A 15,074-nucleotide genomic window follows, 5' to 3' on the forward strand; every position below is an offset into this window, starting at 1 on the left:
GTAGCCGGACGCGCTTCCGCCGACATCGCTCTCTGTGGGCGCGATGCCCAGTCACGCGAGCAGCCGTGACCGTCGCTTCGCCTGTGTCACCCCAGTTGGGCATTCGCGAGGAACGTCGCCGTTCGACGCCGTTGTCGGCGGCATCATGGTCGTACAGCCGAACCAGGGCCGGGCGTGGCGACAGTGGAGGTACGGCGTGCAGTACGTGGCGGTCGAGCCGGTGGTCACCCGCGAGCAGGTGCCCGTACTCGCGCAAGCCGTCTGGGACAACGCCCGTCAGGACCCGGATGCGGTGCAGTTCCTGCGCCCCGATCCGGATCCCCGGTCCTGGCCGGCACCACCCGCTGCGCGGGGCGCGGCAGTGCCGGTGAGCTGTGCGGCCTTCCGCGATGACGTGCTCGCCGTCGCCCGTGGGTTCGTCGCCGCCGGTGTCGAGCACGGTGATCGGGTTGCGTTGATCAGCCGCACGAGGTACGAGTGGACCCTCGTGGACTACGCGTTGTGGTCGATCGGTGCGGTGACCGTTCCGATCTACGACACCTCCAGCCCCGAACAGATCGAGTCGATCCTGGCCGACTCCGACGCGGTGGGATGCGTCGTGGAGACCGATGACCACGCCACGACCCTCACCGGCCTCCGGCGCCGCCTGCCGGCCCTGCGCACGACCTGGCAGATCGACACCGGAGAGCTGATCGGCCTGGCCGAACGGGGCCGCACCCTCGAGGAGGCACAGCTCGACACGCGCCGCGAGCGGGTGACCGATGCCGACGTGGCCACGATCGTGTACACCAGCGGCACGACCGGCCGTCCGAAGGGCTGCACGCTGACGCACCGCAACATCCACTGCGACGCCGCCGGCGCGCTCGCGGTACTGCCGCAACTGCTGCGCCCCGGGGCGTCAACGGTGCTGTTTCTGCCCCTCGCGCATGCGTTCGCCCGTCTGGTCCAGGTGGGGATGGTGCAGGCGCGGGCAACGATGGTCCACAGCGCCGACATGGCCGGCGTGCTGGAGCAGCTGGGCAGGCACCGGCCGACGTTCATCCTTGCCGTGCCCAGGGTGTTCGAGAAGATGCACGCGCAGGCCCGGCAGCAAGCCGCCGAAGCCCGCCGCGGCCGGCTGTTCACCGCTGCCGAGCGGGTGGCCGTGCGCTACAGCCACGCCCTCGACACCTCACGCGGCCCGAGCGCGCTGCTGCGGCTGGCCCACGCCGTGTGCGACGTGGTGGCGTATCGCAAGCTCCGGGCGGCGCTCGGCGGACGGTGTCGCACAGCGATCGTCGGCGGGGCGCCGCTCGGTGAGCGGCTGGGGCACTTCTTCCGCGGCGCGGGGATCACCGTCCTGGAGGGCTACGGACTGACCGAAACCTCCCCGGCGCTGACGGTGAACACACCGTCGGCGCAGCGCATCGGCACCGTCGGCCGCCCCCTGCCCGGGGTGGAGATCCGCATCGCCGACGACGGGGAGATCCAGGCCCGCGGCGACGTGGTCTTCCCGGGCTACTGGAACAACCCGGACGCCACCCGCGCCACATTCACCGCCGACGGCTGGCTGCGCACCGGAGACCTCGGCAGCCTCGACCCGAACGGGTTCCTCCGGATCACCGGCCGCAGGAAGGAGGTCCTCGTCACCGCGGCGGGCAAGAACGTCACCCCCGCGCCGATCGAGGATGCCGTCCGGGCGCACCCGCTGGTCAGCCAGTGCATGCTGGTCGGCGACGGCCGCCCGTACGTGGCCGCCCTGGTCACCATCGACCCACAGGAGTGGACCCGTTGGCGCTCCGCCCACGGCCGGCCCGAGGCATCACTCGCCGAGCTGCGACACAGCCCGCAGCTGCGCAGCGAGATCCAACCCGCGCTCAGGCACGCCAACCGGGCAGTGTCGAAGGCGGAACAGGTCAAGACCTTCCGGATCCTGCCTCGCGAACTCACCGAGGCCGACGGAGAACTCACCCCCACCCTCAAGATCAAACGCAACATCGTGGTCGAGCGGTACGCCGCCGACATCGACGCCCTCTACCGCGGCCACTGACCCGATCACCTACGCCGCGGCCACCCTGCTGTTCACGGCCGCGCTCGTCCTGCTGGTCCTAACCCGCCCCAAACCGAAAACCGGTCACAGCATCGGCGTTGACGACGCCGTCTCGATGGACACCTCTGCCGCATGAAACCGCGTGTCCCGCTGCCGGCTCCATCATCCGTGCGTGAGCGGAGTGCTGCCGGACGACCGGCGTAGCCCCTCCCACTAGCCTCGGTCTTTCGTTAGCTGTTGATCAAGGTAGTTTGGCGGTGGGTTGATCTGGCTCTGAGTTGGGAAGTTCGTGTTGGGCATGCCGATGGCCCGGCCGGCGCCGGGCTGCTCCAGTTGCTAATCCAGCCCGACGGCTGTGTGGCCTGGGCCTTGCCTACCGGACGGGACCTCGACGCCACCACGTTGGTGCGTGCGCTGGGCACCTGGTTCGGCCAACCGGCCTGAGCCGGTGACGGCCACGGTCAGCGGCGCGCCCTCGCCGTTACCCTCAAATAGGGTAAAGCTAGGGCATAAGGTGGTTCCGACCAGGTGTGCGGGGCTGTCGAATGGGGCGGCTGGGACAATGGCTCGGCGAGATTCGCTCGTTCGGGGCGACGTGGTGCACGAGAGTGAACACACACGCGTCACTCGGCTGTGTGTCGATGGGCACACGGCCGTCCGCAAGGAGCCGCTGGGACCGGATGCCCAGCGGCGGGTGCGACACGAGTTGGCGATGCTCGAGCGGCTGCGCGGCGTCGAAGGGGTCGCGCAGTTGGTGGAGGCGCCGCGGCGCCCGGGGTCGATCGTGCTGGCGGACGCCGGTGAGGCGAGCCTGGCCGGGTTGCCGAAGCCGCTGGCCGTCGGCGACCTGGTCGGGCTGGCGGTGGGGCTGGCCCGGGCGGTGGCGGGGATGCACCGGCGGGGTGTGCTGCACCGGGACATCACGCCGGCGAACGTGGTGATCTCCCGTGACGGCGCGCCGTGTCTGGTGGATTTCGCGTTGGCGACGCCGCTGGCCGAGCTTCGTCCCGAGTTCACGCATCACACCAAAATCGTGGGGACGTTGGCGTATTTGGCGCCGGAGCAGACCGGACGGACCGGCCGGTCGGTGGATCAGCGGGCCGATCTGTACGCATTGGGTGCGACGCTGTACGAGCTGGCCACGGGTGCGCCGCCGTTCGGCTCCGGCGATCCGTTGCGGCTCACGCATGACCATTTGGCTCGGGTGCCGGTGCCGCCGGCGCAGGTGAACCCGGTCGTGCCCGCGCCGCTGTCCGAGATCATCATGCATCTGCTGGAGAAGGAACCGGACAACCGGTATCAGACGGCCGAAGGCGTGGTCTACGACCTGGAGCGGTTGCGGGACCCGCAAACACGTGCGGCGGCTGGGCTGCGGGTCGGCGAGCGCGATGTGCCGCTGCGGCTGCTGCCGCCGTCGCGGCTGGTGGGACGCGATGCGGAAGTGGCGGCGCTGGAGGCGGCGTTTGCAGATGCGCTGGCGGGCCGGTGCCGTGGGGTGCTGGTCAGCGGGGCGCCGGGGGTCGGTAAGACGGCGTTGGTGGATGAGCTGCGGCCGGTGGTGACGGGCCGGGATGGCTGGTTCGTCGCCGGCAAGTTCGACCAGTACCGGCGGGATCTGGAGTTCAACGCGGTATATCTGGCGTTTCGCGGGTTGGGGCGGTTGTTGCTGGCCGAGCCGGAGGATGAGCTGGCCCAGGTCCGTGGGCGGATCTTGGAGGGGGTTGGGCCGAACGCGGGTCTGCTGACGGCGGTGGTGCCGGAGTTCGCGGCGTTGCTGGGGGTGCCGCCCGATCCCGGGGATCCGTTGACCGCGCAGGCGCGGGCGCAACGCGTGCCGGTGGAGGTGCTACGGGCGGTCGCTTCGCCGGAGCGGCCTCTGGTGGTGTTCGTCGATGACCTGCAGTGGGCGGGCCGGACGCCGCTGGGTTTCGTCGACTTGGTGCTGAGCAAGGAGCCAATTCGCGGCCTGTTGCTGGTGGGTGCGTACCGCGAGGAGGACGTGAGCGCGGCGCATCCGTTGGCGGCGCCGCTGTCCCGGTGGCGCGACCAGCCCGTGCGACACGTGCGGCTGGCCAACCTGCCCGTCCCGGGTCTCGTCACCATGGTTGCGGAGATGCTGCACGTGGACGAGGCCGAGGCGGCGGGCCTGGGCGAGGTGATCAACCCACACACGTCCGGCAACCCGTACGAGACGGTGGAGCTGCTCAACGCGCTGCGCCGCGACGGTGTGTTGACGGCGGCGGCCGGGTGGCAGTGGGACGCAGCGGAGGTGCGTGCTCACCTTGGCCGGTCCGACGTGGCCGGGTTGCTTGGGGCGCGGGTCGATGCCTTGCCGACGCCGTCGCGGCGGGTGGTGGAGGCGATGGCGTGTCTTGGCGGGCAAGCCGAGTTGAGCGTGCTGCAGACCGCCACCGGCGCGCGGGCGGGCGTAGTGGAACGGCGGCTGGCGCCTGCCCTGGACGAGGGCCTGCTGGTGGCAGAGTCCGGGATACACCAGGCGGTACGGTTTCGCCACGATCGGATCCGCGAGGTGATTCTGCGTGGTGTGGGTCCCCAGCGGCGGTGCACCCTGCAGCTGGCGATGGCGCGGCGGCTGGCCGGGGTGCCGGAGTTGTTCGCGGCCGCGGCGGAGCAGTACCTGGCGGTGGTCGACGCGGTCGACGAACCCGCGGAGCGGCGTCGGGTGGTGGGGCTGTTGCGGCGCGCCGTCGGCCAGGCGGCGTTGATCGGGGACTACGCGCTGGTTGACGCGCTGCTGGCGGCCGCGCTGCGGCTGATCGACCCGGGTGAGACCGCCACACTTGTCGAGGTGCACGTCGGCCGCCACGCCGCGCTGTACGGCCTTGGGCGCCTGGACGAGGCGGACGAGGAGTACCACACGATCGAGGGGCTGTGTACCAATGCCGTGGACCGTGCGGCCGCGACGTGCGTGCAGGTGTTCAGCCTGGCCCACCGGAATCGTCTTGCGGAGGCGATCGGGTTGGGTGTCGAGTCGCTGCGCGGGCTTGGCATCACCGTACCGGCGGCGGACCGGCTCCCCGCCGAAGTCGACCATCAGTTCGATCTTCTGTACCGGCTTCTGACCGGGTGGCTGGACCACACCGAGGCCGCGGATGATCTGGCACACCCGGAGATCACCGACCCGACGCTGCTCGCCACGGCCCGTCAGATCACTGCGGTCCTGCCGGCGGCCTACTTCGCCGCTGACTATGCCACGTTCAGCTGGCTGAGCCTGGAAGCGCTGCGGATCTGGCTCGAGCACGGGCTGGGTCCTACCCTGGTCGGCCCCGCCAGCCATGCCGCCTTCTACATTGTGGTGCTGCGCGGTGGCTACGCTGCTGCCGGGCACCGGGCGCTGCGCCGGATCCTGGCGCTGGGCGAGGCACGCGGCTGCGAGCCCGACACCTCCCAGGCGCGCTTCCTGTTCGCTCTTGTCTGCTGCTGGTTCGAGCCGATCGAAAACAGTGTCCAAGCAGCTCGGCAGGCCCGGGAGGGGCTGATCGCGGCGGGCGAGTTGACCCGCGCCGGCTACACCTATTATCCGGCCGTGATGGGTCTGCTGGACGGCGCGCCATCGCTGGAAGTCTGCGTCGCCGAGGTGAAGGCGGGGCTGGCCTTCGTGCGGCGTACCGGCGACGAGCAAACCGCCCAGTGGCTCGACAGCTACCGGTGGCTGGCCGATGTGCTGCGCGGCGAAACCGCAGCCGCAGCCGGTGAGGCGGCGCCCGACAGGCACGTCGACGATGCGTTCGCACTGTTCCACGCGCATGTCAACCATGCGGTCGCCGCCGCCATCTTCGACGATCCGGTCGCCCTGGCGCGGCACACCGCGGCGGCGATGCCGCTGCTGCCGACCGCCCCGGGCCTCTACCCGACCGCCCTGGCCCACCTGCTGCGCGGGCTGGCCCTTGCCGGGCAGGCCCGGGGCAGCCACGCTGACGAGCGCGGCGCTGCGCTGTGCGAACTGGACGAGGTGACACGCTGGCTGGCCGCCCGCGCCGCGGACGCACCGGAGAACTTCCAGCATTTGCTGCGGCTGCTGGAGGCCGAACGGGCCTGGGCCGTCGGCGACTTCCGCGCCGCCGCCCTCGCCTTCGACGCCGCCCTGCGCGAGGCCGCCCAACGTCAGCGGCCATGGCACCGGGCCCTGATCACCGAACGCGCGGCCCGGTTCCACCTCGCCCACGGCCTCGAACACGCCGGCTACGACCTGCTCATCGAAGCGCGCCAGGAGTACCTCGCATGGGGCGCCACCGCGAAAGTCGACCAACTCGACTGGGCCTACCCGACCCTGCGTCCACAACCCGGCACCACCGTCCCGCAGCGCGCTGACCAGAGCGGTAACCGGGCCGGGGATGTCCCGCACCAACGGGCCGCCGTCACCACCGGAGCGCTCGACCTGCTCGGCATCTTGTCCGCCTCGCAGGCCCTGAGTTCCGAGACCAGCATCGAACGGCTGCACGCCCGCGTGGTTCAGGTGCTCAGCGCCATGACCGGCGCCACCGACGTCCACCTGCCGCTGTGGAGCGACGAGCGGCACGACTGGCTGCTGCCCACTCCAGACGGCGGCACGGGACACGCGGTGCCGATGTCGGTGCTGCGATACGTCCAGCGCATCGGTGAGCCACTGGTCGTGGCCGACGCCACCCGCGACGACCGTTTCGCCCGCGACCCCTACTTCGCCGACCTCACCTGCTGCTCACTCCTGGCCGTGCCCGTCCTCAGCCGCGGGAGGCTACGGGCGGTACTGCTGCTGGAAAACCGGCTCATCCGAGGCGCCTTCACCACCGAACGACTCGACGCGGTCAAACTCATCGCCGGCCAACTCGCCGTCTCCCTCGACAACACCCGGCTGTACACCGAACTCACCACCTCCCGCGCGCGGATCGTCGCCACCGCCGACCAAACCCGCCGACGCATCGAGCGCGACCTGCACGACGGCGCCCAGCAGCGACTGGTCTCCCTGGCGCTGCAGCTCCGCGCGGCGCAGGCGGCGCTGCCACCCGAACTCGACGAGCTCGACGCACAGCTCAACCACGCCGTCGCCACCGCAACCGACGCGCTGAACGAGCTACGCGAGACCGCCCGCGGCATCCATCCAGCGATCCTCACCCATGGCGGCCTCCGCACTGCGCTGCGTGCGCTCGCCCGCCGTTCCCCGATCCCGGTCCATCTCGACCTGCGCGCCGAAGGGCGGGTGTCCGAGCATGTCGAGGTCAGCGCCTACTACGTCGTCGCCGAGGCACTCACCAACGCGGCCAAACACGCGCGCGCCTCGACCGTCACGGTCACCGTCGAAACGGACCCCGCCGACGCCGTCCTGCACGTCGCGGTCCGCGACGACGGCGTCGGCGGCGCCGACTTCACCCGCGGCACGGGCCTGTTCGGCCTCAAAGACCGAGTAGAGGCACTCGGCGGCCGAATCTCGCTCCACAGCCCCCGCGGGGCGGGAACGAGCCTGCGCATAGAACTCCCGCTCACCGCCACGAACAGCAACGTCTAGCTCCGTTCTCCGCCGTCGAGCTGTCCCGGACACTCGTGGAGAGACGATGCCCAGCGGCGTCGGCTGCGCACCGCGCAACTGGCTCAGGAACGGCTCCTTCGTTTACACCGATCACCTAAGGCTGGAGCGTGGGACTCGTAGACCGTCGCCGGCTGAGCCGGTGACAGCCGCGGTCAGCGGCGCGCCCCTCGCCGTTACCAAATAGGGGTAAAGCTCATAGACCTGCGAGGACAGCCGGTCACCGACCGTAGCGCGTGGCGATCGGCCGCGCACGGACGGCGGAGATCCGGAGGGCTGGGATGTTCCGACAACGCGCGTCTAGGCCGCGTTTCGTAAGTGACCTGCCGGTGCTGGGTTAGGGCGTGGCGGTGATCGATAACTGAAGAGGTCTCCGGTAGATGGTTCAGCGACCAAGCAGAACTTCATACCGGAGACCTCGTGGCCAGCGTAGTGACGGCGAGGCGGCATGACCTCAGCGACTCGCAGTGGCAGCATCTTGTGGTGCGGCTGCCTGCGCAGCCGTGCCGGGGCAGGCCGCCCAAGTGGAGCAAGCGGCAGATCATCGATGGCATCCGGTGGCGTGACGTGCCCGCGGAGTACGCGCCATGGCAAACGTTGTATCGGTGGTTTCGCCGGTGGCAGCGTGACGGCACGTGGGCTCGAATCCTGGCCGGGCTGCAACAGTTGGCGGACGCGGCAAGGCGCATCGGCTGGACCGTCAGCGTGGACTCCACGACCAGTCGCGCGCACCAACACGCCGCCGGCGCCCGCCGGAACGGTCACGCTCAGAAAAGAACCACCCGGCGGGCTCGTTGCGGAGCCGGCCGATCATGCGCGCTGGGCCGTTCCCGCGGCGGGTGGGGCACGAAGACCCATCTGGTCTGCGAACAAGGCCGCAAAGTCCTCGCGGCTGTCGTGACAGCGGGTCATCGCAATGGCAGCCCGCAACTGCCGGTGGTCCTGGGCCGTATTGCGGTAGCCCGCGTCGGTGCAGGACATCCGCGCAAGCGACCGGACCTGGTCCTGGCCGACCGGGCCTACACCTCCCGTGCCAACCGGGCGTACCTGCGCCGGCGCGGGATCCGGGCCTGCATCCCCAGCAAGGCCGACCAGGACGCCCACCGCCGGGCCAAAGGCTCCCGCGGCGGACGCCCGATCACGATCGACCCAGCCCTCTACCGCCTGCGCCATGCGGTCGAGTGCGGCATCAACCAGCTCAAACACCATCGAGCCATGGCCACCCGCTACGACAAACTCGCCATCCGATTCGAAGCCACCCTCACCATCGCCGCCATCAACCAATGGCTCAGGGCCTTACGAAACGCGACCTAGGTGCCACCGTGATCGGCACCCTCAGCGCCGATCGTCGCGCTGTGCATGGCTTTCGTCGGGCCGGTCAGGTCCGGTTCCCGATATTCCAACATCCCCGGACGATCCCGGAGGGGGCGGGTAGGCCCAGCCGGGTCACCGCGCCGTCAGCTGGCCCTCTGCGTCTGCGGCACGAAGGGCTTCCGGGGTCGTCCCGGTCCAGGTTCGGAAGGCGCGGTAGAAGGAGTTGGTGTCCTCGTATCCGAGCAGGTAGGCGATCTCGGCGCTCCGCATGGCACTGTGGCCGAGGTAGTGGCGGGCGAGGTCCTCGCGGGTGCTGGCCAGAAGCGCCTGAAAGGTAGTGCCTTCCAGGCGCAGCTGGCGCTGGAGGGTACGGGAGCTGACGGCCAGGTGCCTGCTGACCGCGGTCATGGAGGGATCGCCGCCGGGGAGGGTCTCGTGCAGGGCTGCGCGAACGCGATCGGCGACGGTGGACGCGGCCTGCAGGTCCGATAGGCGTCTGCGGAGGTCGGGGGCGAAGAACCGCCACATTTGTTCGTTCTCGGTAACGAAGGCGCGAGTGGCGTCCGCGGGAGAGAAGGTGATGGCGTGAGCAGCTCCCTGGCGTACGCGGGCGCCGAGGAAGTCGCCGACGGCGTCGGGGTCGGGGGGCAGCTGCGGGACGCAGACCCGGGCCGGCCGGACGTGGTGGCGGGTCGCGATCCGCGCGAGGGCGACCCAGAACACAAGCTCGGCCATGGCCAACAGCGATGGGGGGCGCATTCCCGCGGGCCAGCGGTAGCTGATCGTCAGCCCGTTGTCGTTCTGGTCGACTGCGAGATGCATGGGGCCGATCAGGGGCTTGTACGTGGCGACGCGCTGGGCGGCGGTGTCGAGGTCGGGGCTGCACAGGGCGGCGAAGATCGGTGGGTTGAACATCTCGACCGAGATCGCCTGGCCTATGCGCACCGGCAGGTTCGGGTCTCCGCCCTCGGCGTCGAGCGCTTCCCAGAACCGGAAATACTCCTCCGGCAGCAGCGCCACCGGGCCGCGAGCGAGCAGGTCGCCGGGTAGTGAGGCCCGGCGCAGGACTCGGGCCGGTGAGACCCGAAGGTCGTGCAGCAACGCCTTGATGTTCGGGTCCAGCGTGAATCGCTCGCCACTCACGAGGGTGAGCCTATCGGCCATGCCGCGCACGGTGCTTGCATCGCACGCCACGCTGCCGGCCGATCCCGCCAAAACCACGACGCCGGGGTGGCGTCAGATGCAAGTGGGTCGGCGCGTTTCGCTAGTACAAGTACCCGGCTCGGCACCTAGCGTTGGCAGCGACGGTCGAGCTCCGCGGGATGCCGGAGACCGGCTCCGACTCGAAAGGACTTCACGACCATGGTTACGAAAGTTGCGCTCGTCACCGGCGCCTCGTCGGGTATCGGCGAGGCCACCGCAATGAGCCTTCGCGCGGCGGGCTACATCGTCTACGCCGCGGCCCGGCGGGTCCAGCGCATGCAACACGTCACCGAGCGGGGCATACGGCCGCTGGCGATGGACGTCACCGACGACGAGTCGATGCAGGCCGGAGTACAGAAGATCATCGCCGCCGAGGGCCGCATGGACGTTCTGGTCAACAACGCCGGCTTCGGCTCCTACGGCGCGCTTGAGGACGTCCCGATGGACGAGGCTCGGTACCAGTTCGAGGTCAACGTGTTCGGCGCCGCACGGCTGACCCAGCTCGTCCTGCCGCACATGCGGCAGCAGCGTTCCGGCACCATCGTCAACGTCACCTCGATGGGCGGCAAGATCTACACTCCGCTCGGCGCCTGGTACCACGCCACCAAGTTCGCCCTGGAAGCCCTCAGCGACTGCCTGCGCATGGAGGTCAAGCCGTTCGGCATCGACGTCGTCGTGATCGAGCCCGGCGGCATCAGGACCGAGTGGCCCACCATCGCCGCGGACAAGGTCCGCGCCGTCTCCAGCAGCGGCCCCTACGCCTCGCAGGGCAATGCCGTGGCCCGGTCGCTGACCTCCGAGTCCACCGAGCGCCGCTCATCCCCGCCAGAACTGATCGCCAAGACCATCACGAAGGCGGTAACCGTTCGGCGCCCCAGGACCCGCTACGCCGTCGGCTTCGGAGCCAAGCCCATGATCTTCCTGCACGGCGCACTGCCCAACCGCACCTTCGACACTCTCATCAGCCGAGCAACCGGCGTGCCATCCTCCTGAGGCGGACCGCGACGGCACAAAGCTGGCGACACACGATGCACGGGGAACTTCGTAACGCTCGAACTGCCGAACGGCGCCCGCCCAGCGTGGTGGACGAGCGCCGTCCGCACGCGCTAACCGGCCCGTGCAAGCCACCACTGCCGGCCCGCATGGGCCCAAGTGGGTGTACTACCCGACGGCACCGCCGTCGGTAGTGGCGGCGTTCTGCCTACTGGGGCCCTGCCGCAGTTGCGGTTGATGGACCGCACCAGCCACCGCCCGATTCGGCCAGGCGCCACCGCTGGCACGGGCGCAACAGTCAGCCAGCGCCCGGAATCGTCCATTGCTGGTTGCTGGCGTTGGTGTCGCCGTACTGTCTGTGTGGTTACCGAATCCAAACCCCGACGAGGCCGTCTCGTTGGGACGTGATCAATCCGGGCGAGTTACGGACATAACTTCAGGCAACCCGCTTAACAACGCCGCCGCCGAGTCGTTCAGCGCCAGCCTCAAACGCGAACCCTGCAAGGCCGCCGAGCGTTCACCGACAAGCACGACGCCCGGCTCACCGCGTTCCGCTGCCTGCACCGCAACAACACAATCAGCGATCACTCTCGCCTCGGCCACCGCGCCCCGATCACCTATGAGAGCCTGGACGGCCTGCACCTGGGGCGTGCGTCACGGCGCAGTTCCTGGGTCGCCTGCTCGATGCTGTCGTCCTCGGCCGCGATGAGCAGATCGAAGTCGTGCTGCGCGAACTGCCTCGCCAACCCGTGACCGATGCCGCTGCTGGCCCCGGTGACCACCATGAGCGGTCGTTGTGTCACGTCCGTCATGCGCCGCCGGACACCCGGCGTCTCACCCGAAAACAATCCGGGCGCGGCGCCCCCGTTTGGACGGTCCCGAACCGTGGTAGGCCAGGCCCGTGCGACAGTATCGGATGGACCACCGCCAGGCCCCGCTGCTCGAGGCGCTGGCGGAATACCACCGCCTCGGCCGCTACGGCTTCACCCCGCCCGGACACCGCCAGGGCCGCGGCGCCGACCCGCGGGCCCGGGCGATCCTCGGCGCCGACACCTACCGCGCCGACATACTGGCCTCGGCCGGCCTGGACGACCGGTCCTCGTCGAACGGCTACCTGTCCAAGGCCGAGGCGCTGATGGCCGACGCCGTCGGGGCGCGCCAGGCGTTCTTCGCCACCGCCGGCAGCTCCCTGTCGGTGAAGGCGGCCATGCTCGCCGTCGCCGGCGGCCGGGGACAGCTGCTGCTCAGCCGCGACGCGCACAAGTCGATCGTGGCCGGGCTCATCTTCGCCGGCGTCGAGCCGCGCTGGATCCCCGTGCGCTACGACACCCAGCTGCACCTGGCCCACCCGCCGTCCCCGGAGCAGCTCGAACAGGCCTGGCAACGGCACCCCGACGCCGCCGGCGCGCTCGTGGTGAGCCCGACGCCGTACGGCACCTGCGCCGACCTCGCCGCGCTGGCCGAGATCTGCCATCGCCGCGCCAAGCCGCTCATCGTCGACGAGGCGTGGGGCGCACACCTGCCCTTCCATGACGGCCTGCCGACCTGGGCCATGGACGCCGGCGCCGACATCTGCGTCGTTAGCGTGCACAAGATGGGGGCCGGGTTCGAACAAGGCTCGGTCTTCCACAGCCAGGGCGACCTCGTCGACGCCAAGCACCTCTCGGCCTGCGCCGACCTGCTCATGACCACCAGCCCGAACGTCATCGTGTACGCCGGGATCGACGCCTGGCGCCGCCAGATGGTCGAACACGGCCACCGGCTGCTGTCCAGCGCCCTCGCCGTAACCCGCACCGTCCGCCAGCGCCTCGACGCCCTCCACGGCGTACGGGTACTCCACGACGAACTCCTCGCCGAGGAGGCCAGCCACGACCTCGACCCGATGCACGTGCTCATGGACGTCAGCGAGCTCGGCATCAGCGGCTACCAGGCCGCCGACTGGATCCGCGAGCACTGCCGCATCGACCTGGGCCTGAGCGACCACCGCCGGATCGAGGCGACCCTGTCCACGGCCGACGACGAGGCGAGCGCCGACCGGCTCGTCGACGCCCTCACACGGCTGGTGACGGCCGCGCCGGGACTGCCCCCGGCCAAGCCGGTCACGCTGCCGCCGCCGAGCGACTTCGCGCCCGAGCCGGTCATGCTGCCCCGCGACGCGTTCTTCGCCCCCGCTGAGCACGTCCCAGCCGCGCAAGCCGCGGGACGGCTATGCGCGGAGCAGCTCACCCCGTACCCACCCGGTATTCCCGCGCTGATCCCGGGCGAGCGGATCACCGCCGGCATCGTGGACTATCTGCGTACCGGCCTCGCCGCCGGGATGGTCATACCCGATGCGGCCGACGCGAGTCTCGACACGATCCGGACCGTCGCGGCTCACTGACCAACGAAGGCGGCTGCATCCGCAGCCCGGGAGGGCGACGCGGTGCCGATGGCGGATCGGCACCCGCGTCGCGCTGCCCCGGCGGTCGAGGACATCCCCGCCGACGGGACCGCTGCGGTGTCCTTGTCCGAGCTGTCACCGCACGCGGCCATCACCCTGAGCGCGGCCACCCCACCGAAACCGAACAGCACCGCCCAGCGGGACGATGTGATATCCGCGATGTGCCGCCGGAACTCGGGGAATGTGGACGCGTGCGGCTCGTCGAGGTCGCGGGTCATCGACCGGAGCTGGGCCTCGGAGATCTGCACCGGTTCGGGCCTGGTCACTTGACCGCTCCTTCGTCGGCCGGGGACGCCTTGTCCGTGGCATAGAACGAATCCGGGAAGCCGACCCGGCCGGCCGGCTCCTGGCCCGGCTGAGGACCACGCTCGCCACCGCATTCGAATGGCGCGTCCGGGCAGGCCGGTCGCCGCGCTGACCGGTGGCGCCGGGCTGGGAACTCGCGGCCCGGACTCACGCTGGACCCGTCCGCGAGCAGGGCGCGGCATCACCTGCGGTCGCGGGGCGCGCGTTGCTCAGGTGCCCGAGGGTTCGGTCGTGGTGGTGCCGGGCGGCGTGGTGATCACGGTGAAGACGTGGTCGAGGGCGGTCATGCGGAAGATCCGCAACAGCCATTCGTGCGGGCTGATGAGCGTCAGGCCGCCGCCGTCCTCGCGGAGCCGCTTGTGCACCCCGACGCATGACGGTCTCCCCATGGCCACCGGCGGACGGCACATCCTAGCCCGCCGTTACCGGTGTCCGGGCGGCCCGCCGACCGGCGGTGCCACGCGTCAGGCGCAGCCCTCGGTCGCGTGCCGGTCGGGCTATCCCTCGATGCCGGTGGAGGTGTGCGAGGCGCCGACGGGTTTGGACTCCGGGGAGCCGCGCTGCCGCAGGTAGATCGACAGGATGGCCATGGACGCGACGGCGAGGAGTTCGGACTGCCAGTTCTGCAGGGTGCGGTTCCAGAAGTCGGGGTTGAGCAGGTATTCTCCCCAGCTGATCGGGTCCTGCCGGTCGGCCAGTTGTCGTTCGTCGAAGGCGGCGACACCGGCGATCGACTGGGCCAGCCAGGACAGCAGGAAGATGACACCCATTACGATGCCGAGCGAGTTCGACAGCAGCAGTCGCCGCCAGCCGCCCGCCCTGGCCCACGCCGGGGAGTCCGCGCGGGCGTACGGGCCGACCCGCTGGTCCTCGTCGGACTCGCGGCCGGCCTCTTCGGGCTTCTTCGACTCCAGGGAGCCCTTCTGGATGAGCCAGACGGTGAGCACGATGTAGAGGAAGAACTGCAGGTACTCCGACTGCCAGTTCTCCGCCACGTCGGCGGCGAACGACGCCGACGTCAGATACCGGGCCAGGGACACCGGCGGCAGCCCATCCGTGGTCTGCTCGGCGTTGAACGCCGCATGCCCGGCGAGCGCCTGCCCGGCCAGCGCGAGCAGGAACAGCCCGCCGAAGACGAGGCCGAGGGAATGCCCGGCGAGGCGGCGCCACCACGGGTCGCCGACGGTCGAGGCCGGCGCTGCCGGGTCGGTGTGGGTCGAGGCGGTCATCGGTGCATCAGCCCTAGGGCGATGAAGTACGTCAGCCCG

11 protein-coding genes are annotated in these 15,074 nt (G+C 70.3%); 6 read left to right on the plus strand and 5 right to left on the minus strand.

All coding sequences use genetic code 11. The annotated features are described in order from the left end of the window. Positions 1–196: 196 nt before the first annotated feature. From AC6JBM_RS20980 to AC6JBM_RS20995, 4 genes are all read left to right on the plus strand, one after another. Complete coding sequence (locus tag AC6JBM_RS20980) at positions 197–2,029, plus strand: AMP-dependent synthetase/ligase (protein WP_497985263.1); 1,833 nt, start codon at positions 197–199, stop codon at positions 2,027–2,029. 237 nt (positions 2,030–2,266) lie between these two features. Then, entirely contained in the window at positions 2,267–2,473 is a 207-nt protein-coding gene (locus AC6JBM_RS20985) for an aromatic-ring hydroxylase C-terminal domain-containing protein (RefSeq protein ID WP_497985264.1), read from the plus strand. 118 nt (positions 2,474–2,591) lie between these two features. Further along, positions 2,592–7,532 (plus strand): AAA family ATPase, encoded by a 4,941-nt coding sequence (locus AC6JBM_RS20990; RefSeq protein ID WP_497985265.1) that lies wholly within the window; start codon positions 2,592–2,594, stop codon positions 7,530–7,532. Positions 7,533–7,970: 438 nt separating this feature from the next. Beyond that, positions 7,971–8,864: an IS5 family transposase gene (locus AC6JBM_RS20995; RefSeq protein WP_497985266.1), complete on the plus strand. Its 894-nt coding sequence runs from the start codon at positions 7,971–7,973 to the stop codon at positions 8,862–8,864. A gap of 132 nt (positions 8,865–8,996) precedes the next feature. Here AC6JBM_RS20995 and AC6JBM_RS21000 read toward each other — a convergent pair whose 3' ends face one another. Continuing rightward, positions 8,997–10,028, minus strand: coding sequence for an AraC family transcriptional regulator (locus AC6JBM_RS21000; RefSeq protein ID WP_497985267.1), 1,032 nt, complete (start codon positions 10,026–10,028; stop codon positions 8,997–8,999). Between the two features lie 198 nt (positions 10,029–10,226). Between AC6JBM_RS21000 and AC6JBM_RS21005 the strand changes: the two genes are divergently transcribed. Continuing rightward, the gene (locus tag AC6JBM_RS21005; protein WP_497985268.1) at positions 10,227–11,060 is read left to right on the plus strand and encodes an oxidoreductase; all 834 of its coding nucleotides are present in this window, start codon (positions 10,227–10,229) and stop codon (positions 11,058–11,060) included. A gap of 617 nt (positions 11,061–11,677) precedes the next feature. Here AC6JBM_RS21005 and AC6JBM_RS21010 read toward each other — a convergent pair. Then, positions 11,678–11,872 carry an SDR family NAD(P)-dependent oxidoreductase gene (locus tag AC6JBM_RS21010; protein ID WP_497985269.1) on the minus strand — a complete coding sequence of 65 codons (195 nt, stop codon included), beginning with the start codon at positions 11,870–11,872 and terminating at the stop codon, positions 11,678–11,680. 89 nt (positions 11,873–11,961) lie between these two features. On the opposite strand from AC6JBM_RS21010, the gene AC6JBM_RS21015 reads away from it, so the two are divergent. Further along, the gene (locus AC6JBM_RS21015) at positions 11,962–13,440 is read left to right on the plus strand and encodes an aminotransferase class I/II-fold pyridoxal phosphate-dependent enzyme (protein WP_497985270.1); all 1,479 of its coding nucleotides are present in this window, start codon (positions 11,962–11,964) and stop codon (positions 13,438–13,440) included. Here AC6JBM_RS21015 and AC6JBM_RS21020 read toward each other — a convergent pair. From AC6JBM_RS21020 to AC6JBM_RS21030, 3 genes are all read right to left on the minus strand, one after another. Beyond that, entirely contained in the window at positions 13,434–13,766 is a 333-nt protein-coding gene (locus AC6JBM_RS21020) for a hypothetical protein (protein ID WP_497985271.1), read from the minus strand. The two genes, AC6JBM_RS21015 and AC6JBM_RS21020, sit on opposite strands and share 7 nt — an antisense overlap. Positions 13,767–14,015: 249 nt before the next feature. Beyond that, the gene (locus tag AC6JBM_RS21025; RefSeq protein ID WP_497985272.1) at positions 14,016–14,171 is read right to left on the minus strand and encodes a hypothetical protein; all 156 of its coding nucleotides are present in this window, start codon (positions 14,169–14,171) and stop codon (positions 14,016–14,018) included. Positions 14,172–14,303: 132 nt separating this feature from the next. Then, positions 14,304–15,035 (minus strand): DUF6766 family protein, encoded by a 732-nt coding sequence (locus AC6JBM_RS21030; protein ID WP_497985273.1) that lies wholly within the window; start codon positions 15,033–15,035, stop codon positions 14,304–14,306. Positions 15,036–15,074: the final 39 nt, after the last annotated feature.

The sequence above is a fragment of the Dactylosporangium thailandense genome (assembly GCF_059739745.1).